The organism is Clostridium sp. D46t1_190503_E9 (assembly GCF_015555225.1).
Taxonomy (GTDB): Bacteria; Bacillota; Clostridia; order Clostridiales; family Clostridiaceae; genus Clostridium.
Window position 1 is genome coordinate 200,702 of the sequence record NZ_JADNKB010000001.1, and the last position, 24,173, is coordinate 224,874.

Annotated in this window: 16 protein-coding genes; 1 reads left to right on the top strand and 15 read right to left on the bottom strand. The window is 26.5% G+C overall.

Annotated features, from left to right (window positions below; all coding sequences use genetic code 11):
• Position 1 precedes the first annotated feature (1 nt).
• The gene (locus tag I2E83_RS00880; RefSeq protein ID WP_195428245.1) at positions 2–2,080 is read right to left on the bottom strand and encodes a HAMP domain-containing sensor histidine kinase; all 2,079 of its coding nucleotides are present in this window, start codon (positions 2,078–2,080) and stop codon (positions 2–4) included.
• Between the two features lie 330 nt (positions 2,081–2,410).
• On the opposite strand from I2E83_RS00880, the gene I2E83_RS00885 reads away from it, so the two are divergent.
• Positions 2,411–4,870: a family 10 glycosylhydrolase gene (locus I2E83_RS00885; RefSeq protein ID WP_195428331.1), complete on the top strand. Its 2,460-nt coding sequence runs from the start codon at positions 2,411–2,413 to the stop codon at positions 4,868–4,870.
• A gap of 180 nt (positions 4,871–5,050) precedes the next feature.
• Here the strand turns inward: I2E83_RS00885 and I2E83_RS00890 are convergent, their stop codons facing one another.
• From I2E83_RS00890 to I2E83_RS00955, 14 genes are all read right to left on the bottom strand, one after another.
• The gene (locus I2E83_RS00890) at positions 5,051–6,064 is read right to left on the bottom strand and encodes a sensor histidine kinase (protein WP_195263017.1); all 1,014 of its coding nucleotides are present in this window, start codon (positions 6,062–6,064) and stop codon (positions 5,051–5,053) included.
• Positions 6,061–6,732 (bottom strand): response regulator transcription factor, encoded by a 672-nt coding sequence (locus I2E83_RS00895; protein WP_195263016.1) that lies wholly within the window; start codon positions 6,730–6,732, stop codon positions 6,061–6,063. The genes I2E83_RS00890 and I2E83_RS00895 overlap by 4 nt, the downstream gene beginning before the upstream one ends.
• 482 nt (positions 6,733–7,214) lie before the next feature.
• The gene (locus I2E83_RS00900; RefSeq protein ID WP_195428246.1) at positions 7,215–9,212 is read right to left on the bottom strand and encodes an FtsX-like permease family protein; all 1,998 of its coding nucleotides are present in this window, start codon (positions 9,210–9,212) and stop codon (positions 7,215–7,217) included.
• Complete coding sequence (locus I2E83_RS00905; RefSeq protein ID WP_195263557.1) at positions 9,202–9,969, bottom strand: ABC transporter ATP-binding protein; 768 nt, start codon at positions 9,967–9,969, stop codon at positions 9,202–9,204. The genes I2E83_RS00900 and I2E83_RS00905 overlap by 11 nt, the downstream gene beginning before the upstream one ends.
• Before the next feature lie 192 nt (positions 9,970–10,161).
• Positions 10,162–11,166 (bottom strand): lysylphosphatidylglycerol synthase domain-containing protein, encoded by a 1,005-nt coding sequence (locus tag I2E83_RS00910; RefSeq protein ID WP_195428247.1) that lies wholly within the window; start codon positions 11,164–11,166, stop codon positions 10,162–10,164.
• A 472-nt stretch (positions 11,167–11,638) separates the two neighbouring features.
• Positions 11,639–14,197 (bottom strand): selenium-dependent xanthine dehydrogenase, encoded by a 2,559-nt coding sequence (xdh, locus tag I2E83_RS00915; protein WP_195428248.1) that lies wholly within the window; start codon positions 14,195–14,197, stop codon positions 11,639–11,641.
• Between the two features lie 73 nt (positions 14,198–14,270).
• Positions 14,271–16,007, bottom strand: coding sequence for a hypothetical protein (locus I2E83_RS00920; protein ID WP_195263560.1), 1,737 nt, complete (start codon positions 16,005–16,007; stop codon positions 14,271–14,273).
• Between the two features lie 173 nt (positions 16,008–16,180).
• Complete coding sequence (ssnA, locus tag I2E83_RS00925; protein ID WP_195428249.1) at positions 16,181–17,509, bottom strand: putative aminohydrolase SsnA; 1,329 nt, start codon at positions 17,507–17,509, stop codon at positions 16,181–16,183.
• 802 nt (positions 17,510–18,311) lie between these two features.
• A complete protein-coding gene (locus tag I2E83_RS00930; protein WP_195263704.1) occupies positions 18,312–18,482 on the bottom strand; it encodes a hypothetical protein in 171 nt (56 codons plus the stop codon).
• A gap of 16 nt (positions 18,483–18,498) precedes the next feature.
• A complete protein-coding gene (locus I2E83_RS00935; protein WP_195428250.1) occupies positions 18,499–19,152 on the bottom strand; it encodes an HAD hydrolase-like protein in 654 nt (217 codons plus the stop codon).
• 140 nt (positions 19,153–19,292) lie between these two features.
• Positions 19,293–20,576: a sigma-54 dependent transcriptional regulator gene (locus tag I2E83_RS00940; protein WP_195428251.1), complete on the bottom strand. Its 1,284-nt coding sequence runs from the start codon at positions 20,574–20,576 to the stop codon at positions 19,293–19,295.
• A 168-nt stretch (positions 20,577–20,744) separates the two neighbouring features.
• Positions 20,745–21,965, bottom strand: coding sequence for a YgeY family selenium metabolism-linked hydrolase (locus tag I2E83_RS00945; RefSeq protein WP_195428252.1), 1,221 nt, complete (start codon positions 21,963–21,965; stop codon positions 20,745–20,747).
• 187 nt (positions 21,966–22,152) lie between these two features.
• Positions 22,153–22,722, bottom strand: a complete 570-nt coding sequence (locus I2E83_RS00950) for an NTP transferase domain-containing protein (protein WP_195263566.1) — start codon at positions 22,720–22,722, stop codon at positions 22,153–22,155.
• Between the two features lie 80 nt (positions 22,723–22,802).
• Entirely contained in the window at positions 22,803–24,164 is a 1,362-nt protein-coding gene (locus I2E83_RS00955) for an 8-oxoguanine deaminase (protein WP_195428253.1), read from the bottom strand.
• Positions 24,165–24,173 lie beyond the last annotated feature (9 nt).

The window sequence follows — 24,173 nt, forward strand, 5'->3', positions numbered from 1 at the left end:
ATTAATTATATAAATCATAAATATCAGATAATTCTACTGATATCTTTTCAACATTTAGTTTATATTCTTCTTTATATTTATTATTTTCCTCTATTAACCTATATTTAGGTAAACTTACCACAAATTCGCTTCCATCTTTATATTCTGTATTTAAATATATATTCCCATTCATTAAATCTAATAAGGATTTTACTAAAGATAAACCTATCCCACTTCCTTCGGTACTTCTATTTAATGACTTATCTACTTGAATAAATTTTTCAAAGATTTTCTCTTTCATTTCCTTAGGTATTCCAATTCCTGTATCTCTTACACGTATTTCTACATTATCTGTTTTATTATAAATATTAACCATAATCTTACCATTTGCTGGAGTAAATTTTATAGCATTTGATAATAAATTCAATATAATTCTTTCTAGCATATAAGCATCACATTTTATTATTAGTTCTTCTATATCTGTATCAAATAATATTATTATTTTTTTTATTTCTACATATGGTGCTACTGAATTCGTAATTTTCTCTACTAAATCAACTATATTTATATTTTTAAAATTAGCTTCATAAATTCCTTTTTTTATTTTTGTTACATCTATAATATTGTCTATAAGTTTAAAACTCCTTAAGCAATTTTGTCTAATATTATTTTTATATTTTAAATAATACATCATAAATTCTTTTTCATCTTTATCTTTATATAAATTTAAAAGTTGCATTGACGAATATATTATATTAATTGGAGTCTTAAATTCATGAGAAATATTTGCAAAGAATTCACTTTTAGCCTTTTCTGATTCTTGTAACATTTCAAGATTTCTATACAGCTCTAAATACTTTTCTCTATATTTATTATTATCATATGAAAGCATTATTGAATTAGCTTTCTCCATATATTCCATAGCACATCTAAAATCACCAAGCTTTTCGTATGTTTTTGATAACCTTTCATATGTTTTTTCTATAAATCTATAACCATACTTTTGTGATAGTTTCGTTAAGTTATTATAATGAATTAATGCTGTTTTGTACTCATTTAAATTATAGTATATATCACCATATAACATTTCTATATATAAATCAAAATTACTAAATCTAAAAGTATCACTATATTTTTCATAAATAGACTTTGCTTTATCTAATTCTTGCAGTATATACTTTCCCTTTTCCTTCATTTTAATAAAATATCTACACTTAAGAAGTATTAAATTTGCTTCAAATTGTTTTTTAGTTTTAATTGGTATTTTCTTTATATTTTCTTCAATTAAACTTATTAATGACTCTACCTTGTCCATATTTAAATTTAAGTCTATATATAATGTTGATAGCTCCATATAAATTGTTGTAATAATTAATAAAGATAAGTTATTTTCTTTGTTATTTATAATTTTATTATATAGCTCTATTGCATCTCTTCTTCTACCTATATATGTATATCCAACTGCTATATAATACATCAATAAAAATTGAATCTTTTTCAAATTATATTTTTTGGCTAATTTGTATCCTCTATTATATAAATCTATTGCTAGTTCATTATTATTTAGCTCTATAGAAAAAACTGATCCAACATTAAGATATTCTTCAGCTACCCAATATTCATCATTATTGTCTAATAAATCAATAGCTTTTTTTAATATATTTATTCCTTCACCCTTTTTTTCATTTCTGATAAATCTTGTTGCTACATTGATATATAAACTTACTAATTCTTCATATTTTTTTTCTGATGACAATGCTTTTTCCGCCAACATTAAATGAATTTTATATCCATTCATATTATTTTGAACTAAAAACATTTTTGTTAGCTCTGCATATATTTTCCCTGAAGATATCTTTTCAACATTTTTTATCAAAAACTCTTTTTCAAGATTTTCTATTGCATCATCTAACAAAATTTTATTCATATTAATTAAAGCTTTTAAATGATATGATTGCACTTTATCAATACTTTTTGAACCATCATCTACTTTTTCTAAAGCACTCATTGCACTTAAATAAGCCTTATTTATAGTATCTCTATTTTCTTTTGTTTCTCCAATATCTTGTATCTCATTAATTTCTTTTCTTAATGTTTTCATTTTATCCCCTTATAGCTACATATCAACTTAAATACATCCTAATATACTATATTATAGCTTTTGCACTAAAATTTAACAATATTTTATTTAATTTTATTTAATATTTAGATGAAATTTAATTAATTTATTTATATTTATTGAAGTTTAGGATTATTTTTCAAATTAATAGTATGTTTTTGAAAATATATTTCTCTTTTTAAAATATATCTTGAAACATTTTATCTCTTGGGTTACAATTATACTATCTTGTAAATGTTTCCATTTAATCTGATTTTTAATTTAATTCTATATTAATATTAAAATTATTAAAATTCATTTAGGAGGGGTATTATGAATAAGAAAAAAGCTTTGACATTATTTTTACTTGCTAGTATCTCTAGCCAAGCGATAACTTGGCAAAATTCATTTGCATCAGTAAATGAATCACCATTATTCAACTTCAAATCCTATGATTTTACTACAATGGATGCAACTTATGATGAAAACACACCTGTGTACCTTTATAAAAATGGTCCTAAGGTAACTATTCCTGATACGTTTGTTAGTCCAAAAGAACAATTTAGAACAGCTTGGCTATCAACCGTTGTAAATATTGATATTTCTGATGTCACTAGTGATCCAAACCTTTCAGCTGAAGAAGAATTCAAAAATGAACTTTCTTCGATTCTTGATAGATTTGAAGAGCTAAACTTAAATGCAGTTACTTTTCAAGTTAGTCCTATGCTTGACGCTTGGTATCCATCAGATATAGCACCTTGGTCTCAATATCTTCATAAAGGTGGTACTAGCTATACATTTCAAGGCAAAGACCCTGGTTTCAATGGTTTTGATCCATTAAAATGGCTAATTAGTGAAACTCATAAAAGAGGTATGGAATTCCACGCATGGTTTAATCCATATAGAGTTACTAACACTGTTGATAAAAGGTCTATAACAGAGAAATTGAATGAGCTTTCAGAAAGTAATTTTGCAAGAAAAAATCCTCATTTAGTTTACGAATTTCAAAACAAATTATTTTTAGATCCTGGTAAACCAGAAGTTATTGATTATGTAGTTCAAAGAGTAGAAGAAGTTGCTAGTAAATATAACGTAGATGCAATTCATTTCGATGATTATTTTTATCCATATAAATATAGTGAAAATGGTAAAGATATATACTTCTATGCTCAAGATTTAGATAAACAAACATTTTTAAATTATAATAGAGGGTTTGGTGAATACACTATTGAAAATGCTGCTAAATGGAGAGAAAATAATATTAACCTTCTTATTAAATCAATAAAAGATAAAATAACAAACATCAATATAATTAATAATAGATCAATACAATTCGGTGTTTCACCATTTGGAATATGGGGACATGCTGAGAACTATCCTGAAGGCTCTAATACACCTACTGGATCAACATCAAGTCTTAGAGACCAATTTGCTAATACGAGAAAATGGGTTAAAGAAGGTTTGGTTGATTATTTAACTCCTCAAATTTATTGGGCTTTTAACACCGCTGCTGCTCCATATGGAGAATTACTACAATGGTGGGATTCTCAATTTGAAGGAGTAAGTAACTCTCATCTTTATATTGGACATCCTAATTATAAATATATCGATGCATCTTGGGATAATAACTTTAAAAACCCATATGAAATAGCTAACCAATTAAGATTCAATCAAAAATTTGAAAACGTTAAAGGAAGTGCATTCTTCTCCTTTGATAAATTGTTGCCTAAATCAGTTACTACTCCTGGAGATAAATTTGATATATTAAATCATTCTAATGATATTTTAGAAAAGAGCTACTTAAACTTACCAGCAAATGTTCCAGGAAAACCTTGGCTTGACAAATTAGAAACTACCCCTGTTACTAATATCAAATATGAAATAAAAGATAATACTATTAAATTAAGTTGGGATGATACTAATGCTGATAGTAAATTCTATTGCATTTATAAACAAGAAGGAAACCTAGATACAATTGATATCACTAATCCACAAAATTTAATTGTTAGAAAAGGTATAGAATCCGGAAAAGAATTTATTGATACATCTATTGAAGCTAATAAAACATATACTTATGCTGTTACCATAATAGATAATGCCTCAACTGAAAATGAAGCCAAAATATTTAATAAAGTTGTTTTAGATAATGAAAATGCTGCTTTACCTATTATAGAGGCAATTAACAAAATTCCATCATTAGATATATTAACATTAGAGCATGAATCCCTTGTTACTTCTGCAAGAACTCTAGTTACAGCTTTAAATAATGATTCCTATGTTACTAATTTAGATATATTAATTGCTGCTGAAGGCAAAATATCTGAACTTAAGTCAGAAAAAGTTAAAGAGGAACAAATAGCAAAAGAAACTGCAGCTATTTCAGCAATAGACAAGCTTCCAATTTTAGAAAATATAACTTTATCAGATGAAGACTCTATTAAAGATGCAAGAAAATTAGTTACTATTGCAAATAATGATTCAGCAATAACAAACTTAGATAAACTGGTAAAAGCTGAAGCTAGAATTAAAGAATTAAAAGAAAATTCTAATACAAATCCTGAAAACAACAATAATAACAACAATAATAATAATCATAACAACAATAATAATAATAATCATAACAACAATAATAATAATAATCATAACAACAATAATAATAATAATAATAATAATAATAATAATAATCAAGGCAGTAAACTTCCAACTACAGGAGGAAGAAATTCATCAATATTATTGAGTTTTGCATCAATGCTTACCATAGCTGGCGTCACTTTATTTAAGAAAAATAAATAATAAAAACATATTAATCCTAGCAAGTTTTTCTTGCTAGGATTAATTATCCTTATACCTTATTTATTCTTCTTTAAAATTTATTGAATTTGTAGTTAATATATTTATAATATAAAATTCATTTATAAAATATATTATGATTATATAATAGTTCTACTTTATATTTTTATATTTTTATATGTTCTATTGAAATAATGTAAATTTTCCCAACGGGAAAATTATTTCTACCTTTGTACCAACGTTTTCCTTTGATTCTAATTTAATTCCTAAACCTAATTTTTTACATAGACTACTACATAAATATAATCCTATCCCTGTTGACTTTCCATATATTCTACCATTTTCTCCTGTAAATCCTTTTTCGAAGACTTTATCTATATCTCTTTGATTTATACCTACTCCATTATCTTCTATTATTAATGAATTACTGTTTTTATTAGACTTAGTATATATGGTTATTTTTCCTCTTCCCTTTTGTGAATACTTAATTGAATTTCCTATAATCTGATTAATAATAAAGCTTATCCATTTTATATCACTAAATATCATTATATCTATTTCTTTAAGATCTAATATTATTTTTTTATTTATAAAATCTCTTGAATTATTTCTTATTGCTATTTTAACAGCTTCTGATAAATTAAACTCTTTTATAATATAATCCCTGCTCACATCATCGCTTTTCGAATAATATAATACTTGTTCTATAAACCCCTCTACTTTTTTTATTTCATATGATATTTTTTCTGCAATTTCACTTTCACTATTTTCTAAAATTAATTTAGTTGAAGCAATTGGAGTTTTTATTTCATGAACCCAGGTTTCAATATACTCTCTATACTCTGCTTGTTTTTCTTTGTAATATTTAACATTTTCGTTCATATTTTTATTTGTTTCCTTTAAGACATCATAGACTATTTTTCCTTCTAAAAATTCAGGTTCTTCGATTATTTCAGGAAGTAAGTATTTCTTATCTAAGTTTTCCAATACAGAAATCATATTTTTATAGAAGCTATTTTGTTTAAAATATTCTAAAAAAATATTTATAAATAAAGGAAATATCCAAGTTAAAAATATTAATACTATAAACCAGTTATTAACACGTGCTACAAACAAAATTATAGATACAAGTATAAAAAGAAAAATATTTATTATTATTATAGCTCTTCTGTCCTTTATATAGTCTAATATATTCATGGCATTATATATCCTAATCCTCTTCTTGTTTCTATAATATTATTTAATCCTATTTCTTCAATCTTTTTTCTTAATCTAGTTACATTTACCGAAAGAGTATTATCATCTAAAAACAAATCGGATTGCCATAATGCATCCATTAATGCATCTCTAGAGACAATTTTACCTTTATTCTTTATTAAATATGCTAAAATCTTCAATTCATTTTTAGTCAGTTCTATAGTATTTGACTTATATGATATACTCCCATTTGCAAGATTTAACTTCAAATCCCCATAACTAATTATTTCATCATTGCTACTTTTTCCATAACTTCTTTTTAATATTGCTGATACTCTAGCAATTAGTATTTCAGTATTGTAAGGTTTTGTTATGAAATCATCAGCACCTAAATTCATACTCATAAGCTCATCAACTTGGCTATCTCTACTTGTAACAACTATTATAGGAACATCTGATTTTTTTCTAACTTCCCTACAAATATAATATCCATCATAAAGAGGAAGATTAATATCAAGTAAAATTAAACTTGCATTACTTTTATCAATATATTCAATTATATTTTCAAAAGAATCTGGAGTTTCAACTTCATATCCATATCTTTCTAAATATGTCTTAAGCTCTTCTCTTATAGATTCTGAATCTTCAATTATAACAATCTTATACATTATTTCACCTCTATACTAAGTTTTTATTTTATATATTCTTAAATCAATCTCATAAATAATTAATACTGATAGCTATTGATATTTAGTATAATTATTTAAGTAATGGCATAATTGAAATCATATGTTTATTATATACCAAATCCTACTATTTATCACACAGTCCACACAGTCATATCATTTTACTATAGAACCTATATATTTTCAAAAAAATAGGGCTGTATCAAAATGAATTTTGATATTATCTGATAAAAAGGAACGTTTTAATTTGAACTTTCCTTTTTGTGCATATATAAATAATAGATAAAAATTTCTATTTATGTTTTAAAACCGTCTTTAAGTAAGTAAAATCAATGGTTTAAAAGGGGCTCGCGTTTCGCGAGCCCCTTTATAAAAATAATAAATTAACTTTTTTAAGGCAATAAAACTTGATTGAATTTGAATAAATTCTATATTAAATAGATTTCTAGAGACTGTGCCTTTTTTTATTTAACTACGTTTTTGTATCCAGTATATGTTGCATAAAAATATCCTGCATAAATTGCTACTAAAGTAAATAAAGTAACAAAAGATGATAATCCTATGCTTGGCTTATTAAATAATACTATAAAATCATTTATAACACTAATTCCTACTATTGAGTGAACAATCGCTAAAATAAGTGGAATCATAAAATATATTATTGTTTGTTTAAATATAGTTTTATTTATCATCCTTTTAGATGCTCCAATTCTTTTAAGTGAGCTATATCTTTCTTTACTATCAGCAGCTTCAGATAGTTGTTGTAATGATAATATTGCAGCACTAGAAATTAAAAATACTATTCCTAAGTATATTGCTATAAATAAAATGACAGTTGTCATACTTTTATTCTCCGTATATATTTGATTTCTAGTATAACCTAATACAAAATCTGTATAATCATTTCTTGTATAACTTCCACTTCTAAAATCTGTAAATAAGTCTTCATATTTTTCTTCATACTTACCTTCAGAATAGTTAACATTTAAAATTGATCTTGAAGGAATTAACTCTCCCTTAAAATTATCTGGAACTATTATAGTAAATACATTTTCCGAAATTGAATCTGTATAAAATGACTCTGTAATTAAATCTGAATTTGCTATTTTATATTCCTCGCCGCTTAAAATTATAGTTTCTTCATTTTTAGCAAATTTACTTATTTCCTTAATTTTATTTTCAAAACTTGACGCAATTAAGACTTCATCTTGATTCAAATACAAATCCTTTTCACCTTTAAGAGACTTAATTTTATTATAATCAGATATTTTTATAAATTCTATTTGATTATCTCCAAATCCCTTTATATCTTCGGGACTTTTTATATAATCTTTAAGAATATCCTTTAGTTTCTCATTTGAGATATATTCGGTATATATTATATATTTTTCATCATCATTAAATTTAAAATTCAATTTGTCTAAATTTTCTTTTATATCCTTTGAATTAGATCTCTCATCTAGAAACATAAGGGCTGAAGCTGAAAATGGCGTCGTATCTTTTAAACTACTTTCTAAAGCATTTTTAAAACTAAGCCCAGTTGAAAGTGTTGTTATTGTTAAAAATAACATTAATGAAATTATCGTCATAGATACAAAGTTAGTATTAACCTTGCTACTTATTTGTCTTAAAACAAATATATTAAGTTCTTTAAAATAAGCTTTTTTATTATTTTGAATTAGATATATGCTAAATCCACCTAAACTTATAAAGAATAATAATGTTCCTACAATTCCCAATACTAAAGACATAACAAACCTACTATCTTCAGGCTTTAATCCAGCTTTTATAACTAAGTAATATGCAGCAAATAATATTATTATTGATAAAATAAATATTATAATATTTACAATTGGGTTTTTAAATTTTACATTTTCGCTTTTTCTTGAGGCTGTCAACATATCTATTAACTTGTATTTTGATACAACAACAGTATTAAAAATCATAACTAATAAAAACATTATTCCAAAGTAAATAGTACTTTTAATCATTGCTTCAAATGAGATTATAAATTTATATTCTCTCATCCCAACATCAAATAGTTTAGCTGTAAATACTGATAATCCTTGTGAAAAAATCATTCCTAATACAAGTCCTGCTAATAATGACATTATCCCAATAATTAAAGTTTCACAAAGTAATATTTTAGAAATCTTACTTTTTCCCATCCCTAGTGTCATATAAATTCCAAGCTCTTTTTTACGTTTTTTAATTAAAAAGTTATTAGCATATATTATTAAACTTCCAAGAATAACTGATACAAATATTGAAACCATTCCTATAATTTTGCTTAAACCACTTATCGTATTTGACTGACTACTATTCATTTCAAATATAGCTTTTTGGGATTCTATTGAATTAAAACTGTAAAATATACAAACTGCAAATGTTAATGTCAAGAAATATATTGCATAATCTTTTATACTCTTTTTTACGTTGTTAAATGCTATTTTAGAATACATTTCCTGCATCACCTCCTAAAAGAGTAACCACTTCAATAATTCTATTGAAAAATTCCTTTCTGGAATCTCCTCCTCTTACAAGTTCATTGAATATCTTTCCATCTTTAATGAATAAAATTCTATGTGCATAACTTGCTGTAAATGCATCATGAGTAACCATTAATATAGTTGCTTTTAATTCTTTATTAAGAGTTTCAAATGAATCTAAAAGTAACCTTGATGATTTAGAATCTAATGCTCCTGTTGGCTCATCTGCTAATATCAATGATGGGTTAGCAACAATTGCCCTTGCTGAAGCAACTCTTTGTTTTTGTCCACCTGACATTTGATACGGATATTTACTTAATACTTCTGTTATTCCAAGATTACTTGATATATCTTTTATAAGTCCATCAATTTTATTATGACTTCTTCCTTGGATAGTTAGTGCTAATGCTATATTTTCATAAGCAGTTAAAGTATCTAAAAGATTAAAGTCTTGAAATATAAACCCTAGCTCATCCCTTCTAAATTTTTCTAATTGTTTTGATTTAAGCTTTGTGATATCCTTATCGTTTATTATTATCTTTCCTGTAGTCACAGTATCTATTGTTGAAATACAATTAAGTAGAGTTGTTTTCCCACTACCAGATGGCCCCATTATTCCAACAAATTCTCCTTTATCAACTTTAAAGCTTATATTATCAATTGCTTTAGTTACATTATCTTTGTTTCCATAATACTTTTCGATTTTCTCTACACTTAAAATATTCTTCATGTTATCCTCCATCTAATTAATTATATTAATGTTTAAAAAACTACTAATTTCATTACAATCATATTTTAACCTAATATTTATTAATTACGTATTTATCTAACTTTCATTAACCTTTCATTTTCGTAAGATTATAATAAAAAAACAACCCTCTATATATTAAAGGATTGTTTAATATTTATATCTTAACTAATCTTAAACTTCATTACTATCAATTTTATTTTGTCTTGCAAACTTTGTTTTATTGATTATTTTTCTTATAGATAGCTTTAAAATATCTCTGTAATCTTTATTTATTTTATTTTTAGTTTCATAAATTAATAAAAATATTCCTACAGTTAACGGAATGATATAATAACTTATGCGATACAACAATAAAGCTAGTAGGGCTTCTTCTTTATTTATACCAAGAGCATTCACCCCTAATATAAATGATAAATCAAATCCACCAATTCCTCCTGGCATCATACTCACAATTCCTACAGCTGAAGATACTACGTAAATTGGGAATATTTTTGATAAAGGTAATGCATTTCCTAATAGTTTTAAAATGCTAAACAATAATAGTGCCATTGCTATCCATTCTAAAATTGAGATTATCATTATTTTTATAGTCTTTATAGCATTTTTTCGCATTTCTTTAGTTCTACATCTATATAAGTTATAGATAAAAAGGATTGGTGCATAAAGTGCAGCTAATAATATGCCTATTTTTACAAATTCAATTTTCTTTAAACTTGCTATGTTTAAAATTGAATAAATGAAGCAAATTGCAGAAAATCCAGTAAAATTTAATAATACTACTTTTGAAACTTCTTTTACTAATTTTGTCTTGTCCTTAATATAAGGTGAATAAAAATGACTTTTAAGTGCTATTGCAGCTGTGCCACCAAAACCAACTATACTTGAAATAGAGCTCGCAATCCAAGAAGATTTATAAAGACTCTTGTTATCTAAAGAAATATTACAGGTATCCTTGATTATAAAATCATATAACGATAATGGTAAATATGATAATAACCCTAAAATTATAATAATACTTAAGCTTATAAAAGAAAGCTTGTCTTTATATATGTAAAATGTATGTGTATCAAAATCTGAAAATAGCTTTCTGAACTGAATAAGTATTATTGTCAATATAGTAAGTATAAAAACTACTTTCATCCATACTTTTACCTTGCCTTCTGATTTAACAAACATATAAATTCTCCCTACAAAATCAATTTATACTATACATAAAAATTTATTTACTTAATCTTTATTAGTATATATCAATAATAAGGTAAATACAAAATATTTTTATTTAATACTGGAAATTTTAAGTAAAATTATATTAAAATATTATATTCAAAATTTGAATTAATATTTAATATGTTAATTTGTGAATACTTTATAAATCAAATTTTTTTTCATCATAACCAGCAAATACTACTAAAGCAACAACAGTTAAAACATCTTTAATCTTTCTCATAAAAAAACCATCTCCTAATCTCAATTTATAAATTTATTATATTATTTATTTTTCCTTTGTAGTATTTATGTATATTACGAAATGCTTTCAATTATGTAACCTTTTTTATTTTCTATAAAAAAAATCATCTTTTTAAGTAAAGGATAGTTTAATTTTATCTTTTACTACTTAAAAAGATGACTTTATAATTTCCATATTTTTTTATTTTTTTAATTTTCTATAATAAGTATTTTCTAATGGCAATTTAGTTCTAAATTCACCATCTAATTTATAGTATGCTCCTTGCATTGCTGGTGCAGCTGGAACAACAACAATTTCTCCAACTCCTTTTGCTCCATATGCTAAGCTAGATTTATTTTTTTCAATTAAGATAGTTTCTATTTCTGGAACTCCTGTTGATCTAAATAATCCTAATGTTCCAAATTTAGCTAATGGAACTCCATCTTTTAATGGATAATCTTCTGTTAATGCATATCCAAGCCCCATAACTACTCCACCTTCAATTTGTCCTTCTACAGCTATAGGATTTACAGCTCTTCCAATATCGTGAGCTGCAACTACTTTTAGTACCTTACCATTATCATCTAAAACTACTACTTGAGTTGCATAACCATAAGCAACATGACTTACCGGATTTGGCTTTGTACTTCCCATTGGATCTGTATCTGAAACATACTCACCATAAAATTCTTCACCCTCTAGTTCCTCTAAAGACTTATTCTCTAAAGCTGCCTTTAGCTTTAAAGAAGCTGCTCTTGTTGCTTCTCCTGTAAATACAGTTTGTCTTGAAGCTGTTGTTGTTCCTGAGTTTGGTGTAGTAAAAGTATCTGGATTATCTACTAAAACTTGATTTGGTTTTATTCCTGTAGTTTCACAAAGAATTTGTGTTGCTATTGTACCAACGCCTTGTCCAATGCAAGCTGCTGATGTTCTTATGACAGCCTTTCCATCTTTAATTACTATTCTACATCTACCTGTATCAGGAATACCTACACCTAATCCAGCATTTTTAAATGCACAGGATATACCTACATTTTTATTATTTTCAAAAGCATCTTTTACAGCTTCTAAAGTTTCTACTAATGCTGTTCCTTCATCAGCAATTTGTCCATTTGGCAATACTTGACCTGGCCTAATTGCATTTTTATATCTAAACTCCCATGGTGAAATTCCTACAAGCTCTGCAAGCTTATTTATATTACATTCATTTGCAAATGCTGATTGAGTAACTCCAAATCCCCTAAATGCTCCTGCTGGAGGATTATTTGTATATACTGCAATACCTTCTATTTCTACATTTTGATAGTTATATGGCCCAGCTGCATGAGTACAAGCTCTTTGTAATACCGGTCCACCTAATGATGCATAAGCTCCTGTGTCAGAAATTATTCTTGCTTTCATTCCTGTTAAAATTCCATTTTCATCACAAGCTGTAGTAAATTCCATTTCCATAGCATGTCTCTTTGGATGTATTATTATACTTTCTTTTCTACTTAAAGCAACTTTCACTGGTTTCTTTGTATAATAAGTTAAAAGTGCTGCATGATGTTGTACACTCATATCTTCCTTACCACCAAATCCTCCTCCTACAAGCATGCTTTTAATTCTTAATTGGCTTGGATCTAAGTTTAAAAGCTTTCCTATTTCACGAAGCTCATCATAAACCCCTTGTCCACCTGTATATACTGTTAGAATTCCATCTTCATAATTAGCAACTGCACATTCTGGTTCTAAAAAAGCATGTTCAGTTGGTGGAGTGCTATACTTTTCTGTTACAACATATTTTGAATTTTTTATTGCTTCATCTGCATCTCCTCTTTTTAAATATTGTCTACTTAATATATTTCCACTTTCATGAACTTTAGGAGCATCATCTTTCATTCCCATTTCTGGATTTATTACAGGTGAAAGTTCTTCGTAATCAACTTCTATAAGGTTTAATGCTTCTTTTAATATCTTCTTATCTTTTGCTGCTACTAAAGCAACAGCATCTCCTAAATATCTAGTTTCTTCTCCTATATCTATCATAGCTGGCCAATCTTGAACTAAATGACCTATAAATCTATCCCCTGGTATATCTTTTGCAGTTAAAACAGCATAAACACCATCCAGTGCTTTTGCCTTTGATGTATCTATATTTTTAACTAAGGCTCTTGGATATTTTGATCTTAATGCAGATCCATAAAGCATTTCATCAAAGTATAAATCATCTGCATATTTACCAATTCCTAAAGTCTTAACTTCAGCATCAATTCTAGGTAAATTTTCTCCCACTAATCCTTTACAATATACTTTAGGTACTTCTTCATTATTTCTTAAAAGTTCTGCAACTAAATTAATTGCTTTTATAATTTTTACATATCCAGTACATCTACAAATATTCCCTTTAAGAGCAATTTTTATTTCATCTTCAGTAGGATTTAAATTTGTATCAAGCAGTCCTTTTGCACTTATAACCATTCCTGGAATACAAAATCCACATTGTACTGCTCCACATTTACCAAAGGCATAAGCAAAAACATCTCTTTCTCTTTCACTAATTCCTTCAACTGTGATTACATCTTTATTTTCTAATCTACTTAACTTTTGAATACATGCTCTTTGTGCTATACCATCAATTAATACCATACAAGCACCACAAGCACCTTCTGCACAACCATTTTTTACGGATGTCAATTGTGCTATATCTCTTAAATAATCAAGTAAACCCATATCTTCATTTACTGATACACTTTTACCATTGAGCTTAAAACTATACATTTAATTTGCTCCTCCCAATTATCAAAATAATAATTTTAATGTTTTATAAATAAAAAATCTTTTTGATAACTTATTATACGTAATTTTTTAATTCTTCTTCTTTTAAAGCATCTATTTCATCAATATAATAAGGATAATCTTTTAAAATCGTTTCAGCAGTAATTTCTAATTTACTCTTGTTTTCTTTTGAATTAACTGTATATATATATTCTTTTCCATCTTCTCTTAATAAGAATTTATCTTCTCCAATTCTTAATAATCCAGTATTCTTTGAATTATTATATTCTTCTAAATTCTTATAAATAGTTGGTTTCTTAAGATATGGGAAGCCTCCTTTTGGACAGAACATATGGCAGTTACCACATTCATTACACATATTTTCAATATGTGCTATTTGATAATTAGCTGAAAGCTCTTCAACAGGTACTCTCAAATTAGCTCTATTTGGACATATGTCAACACAAATTCCACAACTCTTTAAACAATCAAATGTCTCTAGCTTATCTTCTAAAATTTTACCATTACCTTTATTTTTATAATTAGTGTCATTCTTTGCCTTATCTGCTAATTCATTTAAAGCCTCAATATTTAATCCTTCAGGTGCATGTCCTGCTTTTTTCATTTCATTTAATACACCAATATTATTTGCGTAGCCTTTGGGTTGCAAAAATAACGTTGCTATTGTAATAGGCGCAATTCCAGTATTAAAAACATCTAATGCATTATTTTTATCTATTCCTCCTGATATGGACATATTTATGTCCTTAAACTCACTTGCAATATTTTTAGCTACATTTATTGCTATTGGATATAGTGGCTTTCCAGACATATACATAGCCTCACCTGGCATAATATTTCTATTATTAACTACTGGCAATGTGTTAGTTAATTTAACTCCAAATGTCACATTATTATCTTTTCCTATTTGTAGTAACTTAGATATTATTTCTTTAGCCATATCAAATTGTAAATCGTGTTCAAAGTCTTCTCTTTTTAACTCGATATCATTGTATCCTAAATCATCTAATATTTTTCTTACAGCATCATATCCTAATAATGTAGAATTACATTTTAATAATGTATTTATCTTTTTATTTGATAATAAGTGAGTTGCTATATCTAAAATCTCACTTGCTTTACATCCATGCATTGTTGAAAGTGTAATTATATTTGTAATCTTTGAACTTATCTTATCTATATCTTCTAATTTAAATCTTTTAAAATTATTTATATTTTTCTTTAATACTTCTATACATTCTTTAAAAGCCTTAGTATCTTTTGATTCTTTAAGATCATCAATAAAATCAGAAATCTTTTTTGATTGAATTCCTTTAAGATCATATCCTACACTTATATTAAGTATAAAATCTTTTACATCAGACAATCCAAGCTCAATTCCCATTACTTGTAATAATACAGAAGCTTTAATATACTCATCTTTTGCTTCTTCAACTGTTAATTCTGTAGACCATTCTACATTGTATCCTACATTTTTAACATCAATACAAGGTCTTGCTATCATTTCTTGCATTTCTTTTCCATCTACTATTTGAACAGTCTTAGGTTCAAAATATCTACATCCTGTTAGATAAGCTGCTAAAAAATTTTGAGTTAATTGTGTATGGGGACCAGCTGCAGGCCCTACTGGAAATCTTAAGTACTCACCACAAAAATTCATTTCTATACTATTATCAATATCTCTATAAAAATCCTTTTCTTCTATTCCAAATATTTTTCCTTTTGTATAATAATCTTTAAGAGTTATCTCAAGAATTTTTTCAAAAGACATTACTTTCATTACATCGCTCATAATTGTTCCACCTTTCTTAAAACAAATTTAATATGAATTCCCATCACTATAAATTTTAATTATTAATAAATTTTGATATAAGTTTACTTACTCTATCACTTCTATTAAAGTTAATACAAACTTTTCTATTCCCATATACATAAAAAACTTATTAAACATATAATTAAGAACTCTTACATTTGATCCCATAACTTTTGAGCTATTTTTCTTGAATCTGCAAATATTTTTTCTTCATCTATATTTACTAATTCTCTATTTTTCATAACAACTTTTCCATTTATAATAGTTGTTATTACAGATCTTCCTGTAAATCCAAAAAGCATATGACCATTTATATTACTTGCATTCATAGGAGTTAGAGGATTATAATCAACTATAATCACATCTCCATAAGCTCCTTCTTTTAATATTCCAAGATCTTTATTAAAGAATCTATTTGCTATATTTCTATTATTTTCAAATAACAACTTAAATGTTTCATTAAAAGCTACACTTGGATGACATCTATTATGTCGTTGTATTATAGGGAAAACCTTCATTGATTCAAACATATCGCTAGTATATCCATCAGTTCCCATTCCTATATTTATACCTTTATTTATCATTTCTAATACTGGGGAGCATCCAACTGCATTTCCCATATTTGATTCTGGATTATTAACTACATTTGTATTAGTATATTTTAATAATTCCATTTCTCTATCATTTATATGAACACAATGAACTGCTAAAGTTTTTTCGCCTAATATATTGAAATCATAAAGCCTTTCGATGACTCTTTTTCCACTATGTCTTAAAGACTCATGTAAATCTGATATTCCCTCTGCAGCATGAATATGAAATCCTGAATTTAAGCCTTGAATTTCTTTAGCACATTTTTCTAAAGTTTTATTACTTAATGTAAAAGACGCATGAAGCCCAAATAGGCCTTTTATCATATCACTTGAATCATTACTAGCATACTTAATAAAGTTTACGTTTTCATTAATCCCCTCTTCGACTATTTTATATCCATCTCTATCTGATACTTCGTAACATAATGAAGTTCTAATTCCAAGATCTTTTGCTACATCCCCTATAGTAAACAAACTATTTTCTATACTCATAGGGCTTGCATGATGATCAAAGACAGTTGTAACTCCATTTTTAATACAATCAATATATGTTGTATATGCACTATATTTTGTATCCTCAAGGGTCAATTTTTTATCTAACTTCCACCAAAGTCTTTCTAGTATTTCATTAAAATTTTGTGCAGGGCTTTCTTTTGCATCCATGCCCCTAGCAAAAGCACTATATATATGATGATGTGTATTTATTAATCCTGGCATTATAACCTTACCTTTAGCATCAATAAGTTCAAAATCCTTATATTTAGCTCTTAAGCTTTCAAAATCTCCAACTTCAATAATTAAATTTTCTTTTATAGCAACAGCTCCATTATCTATAATGGGGTTATCAATATCCTGGGTTATAACTATACCATTACCAATTAAAATCATCTATTATCCCTCCAGTATAATATAATCAAAATTATACTTAGCATTATCCATGCCAAGCTTTATTAATTAAAGCTCTTAATTTAATTTTATTTTAATTATTTTTATAAAATTACTTATGGTAACAATACTTTAATTAAAAGTTATAAATAAGTTATATTGTTTCTATTTATTAGATATTCAAAATTTATAACTAATAAAATTTAGCTTTATTATCAATTTAGTAATTGTAATTATCATTTTAAGAATAAAATAAATCTACTTTTCAAATATTATGTTCTAAGCTTTATAGCTTTTAAGTTTCCTGCACATAAAAAATAGCCTCTAAAATTTATACTATTAAAGTATATATTTTAGAAACTATCTTAAAATTTCTGTAACTTGAACTCAATTATTTTTATACCTCTTTACTATATAGTGCCATAAATAAGACTAATATTTTGAGGCAAAATTTTGAAAGTTCGCCCTTATTGTGATACTAAATTCAAAAATATTTATATACTTTTTAATAAATCATCTAATATCAACTGCATAAATTGCAGTAAGAAATTTCCTAAAAAACTAAAATATAAAATACTCTAAATTATATTATAAGTATTTTACGAATATTATTATATTTATTTTTTATAAACCAAATAAATTTTTACTTAGGTAAACTTACTAAAACTCCAAAACTATCAATAGCTTTCTTTGTATTTATATCAGGTTTATGGGGATGTTTCGTTAATGGTTTATCTCCATTATGGTCAAAATATAAGTGATAGTTAATATATTTAATAACTATCACTTATATTTTTAAATTTATTCAATCTTTTAATTTATTATACATAAAATCTATCTTTTCTCTTATTTCTTTATTTTTCAACCTAATATTTTTAATTAATTTATATACTAATATTATAATCCCAAACAGTAAAAACAAATTAATAACGGTTGCAATAATAGTTGCATAATTTATCTCAATAATGCTGTTCATATAATTTCTCCTTTCTTTATAATACCAACTCTCTTAAATCGCTAACACTCGTTAAATAATAACTTGAATTTTCTTTCATAAACTCAATTATTTCTGGTATTACATGAGACCATCCTGCACTAGCAAAATCTACATTGCAAGCTTTTGCCATATCTAATCCTGGTTTTAAATCATCTACTACTAATATATCTTCATTACTTAAATTAAATATCCTCATAGTTTCCTGAATTGAAAAAGGATTTGGTTTTCTTTTATCCTCTTCAAGATCCCAGCCAAATATTTTATCTGGAATAATTCCACAATTAATCTTATAATCTCTTTCAATTTGTTTGCTTTCCGAATGAGAAGCAACACAAATTATTCCACCTAAATTTTTAAATTCTTTTATTAATTCTGAAAAGCCAGGATAAAAATCTGGAATCTTTGATTTTGTATAGCTAGTCCATACTTTATATTGATATTCTTGTTCTTCTTTACTAAACTTTAATACATCTCTACATAGCTCTGAAAATCCAGGACTAAAACAATTATAAACAAATTCTTCGAAAGTTAATAATTTTTCATTTGGTCTTAGTGATTTAAGCGCCTTAATAAAGGATGGATAATGTATATTTGGAGTACTCATAGTAACTGTATCATCATGATCTAAAATTAAACATTTATATTTCATTAACAGAAACCCACCTTAAAGATTATTCATTTTACATGTCCTAAATAAAAAGCTAATTATTCAAATACTATACTTATTATAAAAAATAAAGTATTTCTCTATAAATCAAAAATAGAATAAACATTATAACTTGCAATATTTCAACTCTTTCTATATAAAGTAGCTAACCCTATTCCAAGTTTTTTAGCTGCCATAGATTTTCCTTTAGTATCATGTCCACATTTTTCCAAAGCATAATTTATATATTTTTTTTCTAATTCATCTAATGTTATTAAATCTCCATCTATAATTTTATCTAAATAATTTGCATTATTTTTGTTATAATAATCTATTATATAATCAGGAAGAATACTACAAGTTATTATATTATCTTCATCTACTAAATTTATCATGAATTCCAAAGCATTTTGTAATTCTCGTATATTTCCTTCCCATGGATAATTTTTTAGTTTTTCTATAACATCATCTTTAATATAAATTTTTTCTAAACTATAAGTTGAACAATATTTATCTATAAAATTTAAGGCTAACTCTTTTATATCTTCCTTTCTCTCTGAAAGATTAGGAATTTCGATAGGTATTACATTTATTCTATAATAAAGATCTTCTCTAAACCTTTTTTCTTTAATCATTTTTCTTATATCTTTATTAGTTGCAGCTATTACCCTTATATCTAAATTTATCATTTGGTTAGATCCTATCTTTGCAAATTTCCTTTCCTGAAGAACTCTAAGAAGCTTTACTTGTAATGCTAAAGGCATGTCTCCAATTTCATCTAAAAATATTATTCCTCCATTAGCAAGCTCAAACTTACCTATTCTACCACTATTACTTGCTCCACTAAATGCACCTTTTGCATAACCAAATAATTCACTTTCAAGTAATGCTTCTGGTATAGCTGCACAATTTATAGCTATAAATGGCTTATTACTTCTGTTGCTTTGTGAATGTATAGCTCTTGCTATAACTTCCTTCCCTGTCCCACTTTCTCCTGTTATAAGCACTGATGAGCTTGAATTTGCTATTTTCACAATTTTTCTTTTAATATTTTTCATTGCCTCTGATTCACCAATTATAGATTTTAATTTTATTTCTCCCCATACATTATTTTCATTTATATTATTGCATTTATCCTTTTTACAAATTTTATTTAATATAATAATATTTTTATAATTATATGAATCTAAATCAATTTCTAATAATTCTCCTATACCATCGTAATCAATCCCTTTGGCTCTTATCCCAATTTTATTATTTTCTGCACCATTACTTCTAAATATTTCTATTTTTTCTAAGTCACTACTTTGAATATTTAAGGCTTTTCTTACGTAATTGTTTGCATAAATTACTTTGTCGTTAGAATTTAAAATTACAATTCCATCGCTTATTTTGTTAGCTATGTCTTCAATAAATTTTTCTTCCATGCTATCACCTTTTGTAATATATTATTGATTATCATATTCTCTCTCAATATTATGTTACCATTTTTTCCTTAGCCTTACAATTATTATAATCATCAAAAAAGAAGCTTCGAATCATAAAATAACCTTATTATAAGCTTATTTTATATCTAATGCTCCCTTTTAATTAGTTTATTTACTATTTATTCTACTCATATATATTGTAGGAATTAATGCATACATAGCTGCTGACTTTACTATTTCACTCTTCCAAGTTCTTTCATTCGGTGCATGAGCTTGATCTTCATGTCCTGGTCCAAAACCTATACATGGAATGCCATACCTACCCATTATAGAAACACCATTAGTTGAAAATGTCCATTTATCCACGATTGGTTCTACCTTAAACAAACTCCTATATGCTTCTATAAGTGTCTGGCATACCTCATGTTCTTCCTGTATAACCCAAGTTGGAAAATACGCTTGTGTTTCATAAGAAAGCCCTGTATAAGATTCCTTATTATAATTATACATAGATACTTGTGCTTGTGCCTTTTTAACCGAAGGCAAATCTTTAATTTGATTTATTGCAAATTGATAAGTTTCTCCGTCTGTTAATCTTCTATCTATAGAAATACTACATCCATCTGCCACAGCACATCTTGAAGGTGATGAATAAAATATTTCTGATACAGTTAATGTTCCTTTACCAAGAAAATCATTATCCATAAGTTCACCACCTAAATTTTTTAATTCATTTAAAATTGGAGCCATCTTAAATATCGCATTTTCTCCTCTTTCTGGAGCTGATCCATGACAACTTATTCCATTAGTACTAACCTTTATTTCAACTCTTCCTCTATGACCTCTATTGATATTACATGAAGTAGGCTCTGTAATCACTACAAATTCTGGTCTTATGTTATCTTCATTAATTATATATTGCCAGCAAAGTCCATCACAATCTTCTTCTTGAATAGTACATGCTATAAGTAAAGTATAGTCATTTTCTAAGTTTAGATCTTTAATTATTTTTCCTGCATAAACCATGGCTACTAATCCACCGCCCTGATCACTTGCTCCTCTTCCTAAAATTAGCTCTGCATCTTCATCACCTTCGTATGGATTATAATTCCAGAGACTTGGATCTCCTACCCCTACAGTATCAACATGTCCATCCATAGCAATTAAATGATTTCCTGTTCCAATATAAGCTAAAATATTACCCATTGGATCTATTTCTATCCTATCGAAGCCAACCTTTTCCATTTCCTTTTTTATTCTCATTATTTTACGTTCCTCATTACAACTTTCACAAGGTATAGCTATTATTTCTCTTAAAAAGTCACTCATATCTTCCTTGTATTTTTCTGCACATTTCATGACTTCTTCAGATATAAATCTATAATCCATATTGGTTCCCTCCACCGTAATCTCTAAATATATATCTAATTATTTATCTATAAAGCATATTTTGTGCCAAAACTTTCTTATAAGATTTTATTAAAACAAGCAAATTCCATAATAAATTTATTAATATTATTTAAGCAGTTATCAAAATAATAATTTATATCATTTTGATAACTGCTTTTTATTTTTATTACACTAAAATGAATTTCTTATAGTCCTCTATATTATCAATATCTTGCAAAAATAACTCATTTTCTATATCTATATATTTCACTTTACTTTTATTATTTTTTATTACTTCTCGTCCCCCAATATCTCCCTCTAATAACTCTAAATCACGTTTCAAACATTTAGGGAAAATAACTGGACTGCCAGTCTTATCTTTTACTCTTGGTACTATTATTTTATCTTCACAATTTAAAGATTCAGTTATTAATTTATTTATAGACATACTATCTATAAAGGGCTGGTCTCCACAAAAAAACATAAAATCTTTATTTAAGTCTGCCCTAGATAATCCTAGTTTTATTGATTGACTTTGTCCATAAATAGCAAATTCATTTTTTATTACTTGTATTTCTTCTCTAATTCCTAATTCGATAACATTATCTTCCCTTGCAACTAAAATTATATTAGAAATATCACTTTTCTTGATTTCACCTATAACTTTTTCTAATATTGCCTTTTCTCCAATATTCATTAATAATTTATTTTTTCCCATTCTTCTACTAAATCCAGCTGCTAAAATTATTCCATTCATTTACCCCACACCTTTATTCTTAGGTAAGCGCTTCCATATAATAAGCTTAATTCAGTTTATTAAAAAACTTTATATATTTATTATATTTTTGCAAATAAATTTTCTACTGCTTTTCTAGCTTCAAAAACAGTTTTTTCTTCATCTATTGTAGTAAGCTTACCATCTTTTACAACTATTTTCCCAGCTATTATAGTATAATCTACAGGTGATTTACATCCTACTGTACCTAGTATTGATTTTGGATCATATTCTGCACCTATAAATTCTATTCTATTAGAATTTATCATGAATAAATCAGCAGCTTTTCCAACTGCAAGTTCTCCTATATCTTTCCTACCAAGAACTCTAGCACTTCCTTTTGTAACTAGTTTTAATATATCATACCCTGTTGGTGCTTTATTACTCCAATTTAATCTATGAAGTAAGTAACAAATTCTAAGTTCTTCTAAAAGGTTTGAACCATCATTACTTGCACTTCCATCAACAGCTAATCCTACAGGAACGCCTAAATTTACCATTTCTGGAATCCTTGCTATTCCTGATGATAATTTCATATTAGAAATCGGGCAATGTGCCACTCCAGTTTGAGTCTTTGCTAAAACTTTAAGTTCATCAGTATTAAAGTGAATTCCATGTGCATACCATACATCATTACCAATCCAATTAAGAGTTTCCATATATTCAAGAGGTCTCATATTGAATCTTTCAATAGTATATTTTTCTTCATCTTTTGTCTCTGCTAAATGTGTATGAAGTCTTACATTATATTTTCTAGCTAAAGCTGCACTTTCTTTCATAAGTTCAGCTGTAACATTAAATGGGGCACATGGTGCTAAAGCAACTTGTCTCATCGAAAATTCATTTGCATCATGGTATTTTTTTATTATTCTTTCAGAATCATATAAAATCTTATCCATTTTTTGAACAACAGAATCTGGTGGTAATCCTCCATCTTTCTTGCTTAAATCCATACTTCCTCTTGATGCATGGAATCTAATTCCCAAATCTTTAGCTGATTTAAATTGTTCATCAATAAGCGTTTCTTCAGCTTTTTCAGGAAAAAGATAATGATGATCAAAGCAAGTTGTACATCCATACTTCATTAATTCTCCCATGCCAACTAAAGCACTATATCTTACTGATTCAGAAACTACACCTTTCCAAATTTCATATAATGTAGTTAACCAATCAAAAAGTTCCATGTTTTGAACTTGAGGTAAATTTCTAGTAAAGGTTTGAAAAAGATGATGATGGCTATTTATAAGTCCTGGATACACATACATATCCTTTGCATCAATTACCTCATTTGCCTCATATACATCTTTTCCTATATATTTTATAACTCCATCTTCAATATATAAATTTACATTTTCAAATAAATTATCTTTCTCGTCACATGTTACTAAAGCTTTTATATTTTTTATAAATAAGGTATTTTTCACAATAATCCC

Excerpts from the sequence above, each read along its gene's own strand:
- ssnA (WP_195428249.1), bottom strand. The coding sequence starts at position 17,509 with ATGATTTTAATTGGTAATGGTATAGTTATAACCCAGGATATTGATAAC.
- I2E83_RS00880 (WP_195428245.1), bottom strand. The coding sequence starts at position 2,080 with ATGAAAACATTAAGAAAAGAAATTAATGAGATACAAGATATTGGAGAA.
- I2E83_RS00930 (WP_195263704.1), bottom strand. The coding sequence starts at position 18,482 with ATGAACAGCATTATTGAGATAAATTATGCAACTATTATTGCAACCGTT.
- I2E83_RS00900 (WP_195428246.1), bottom strand. The coding sequence starts at position 9,212 with ATGTATTCTAAAATAGCATTTAACAACGTAAAAAAGAGTATAAAAGAT.
- I2E83_RS00950 (WP_195263566.1), bottom strand. The coding sequence starts at position 22,722 with ATGAATGGAATAATTTTAGCAGCTGGATTTAGTAGAAGAATGGGAAAA.
- I2E83_RS00940 (WP_195428251.1), bottom strand. The coding sequence starts at position 20,576 with ATGGAAGAAAAATTTATTGAAGACATAGCTAACAAAATAAGCGATGGA.
- I2E83_RS00905 (WP_195263557.1), bottom strand. The coding sequence starts at position 9,969 with ATGAAGAATATTTTAAGTGTAGAGAAAATCGAAAAGTATTATGGAAAC.
- xdh (WP_195428248.1), bottom strand. The coding sequence starts at position 14,197 with ATGTATAGTTTTAAGCTCAATGGTAAAAGTGTATCAGTAAATGAAGAT.
- I2E83_RS00935 (WP_195428250.1), bottom strand. The coding sequence starts at position 19,152 with ATGAAATATAAATGTTTAATTTTAGATCATGATGATACAGTTACTATG.
- I2E83_RS00890 (WP_195263017.1), bottom strand. The coding sequence starts at position 6,064 with ATGAATATATTAGACTATATAAAGGACAGAAGAGCTATAATAATAATA.
- I2E83_RS00920 (WP_195263560.1), bottom strand. The coding sequence starts at position 16,007 with ATGAGCGATGTAATGAAAGTAATGTCTTTTGAAAAAATTCTTGAGATA.
- I2E83_RS00910 (WP_195428247.1), bottom strand. The coding sequence starts at position 11,166 with ATGTTTGTTAAATCAGAAGGCAAGGTAAAAGTATGGATGAAAGTAGTT.
- I2E83_RS00945 (WP_195428252.1), bottom strand. The coding sequence starts at position 21,965 with ATGGATTATAGATTTATATCTGAAGAAGTCATGAAATGTGCAGAAAAA.
- I2E83_RS00885 (WP_195428331.1), top strand. The coding sequence starts at position 2,411 with ATGAATAAGAAAAAAGCTTTGACATTATTTTTACTTGCTAGTATCTCT.
- I2E83_RS00895 (WP_195263016.1), bottom strand. The coding sequence starts at position 6,732 with ATGTATAAGATTGTTATAATTGAAGATTCAGAATCTATAAGAGAAGAG.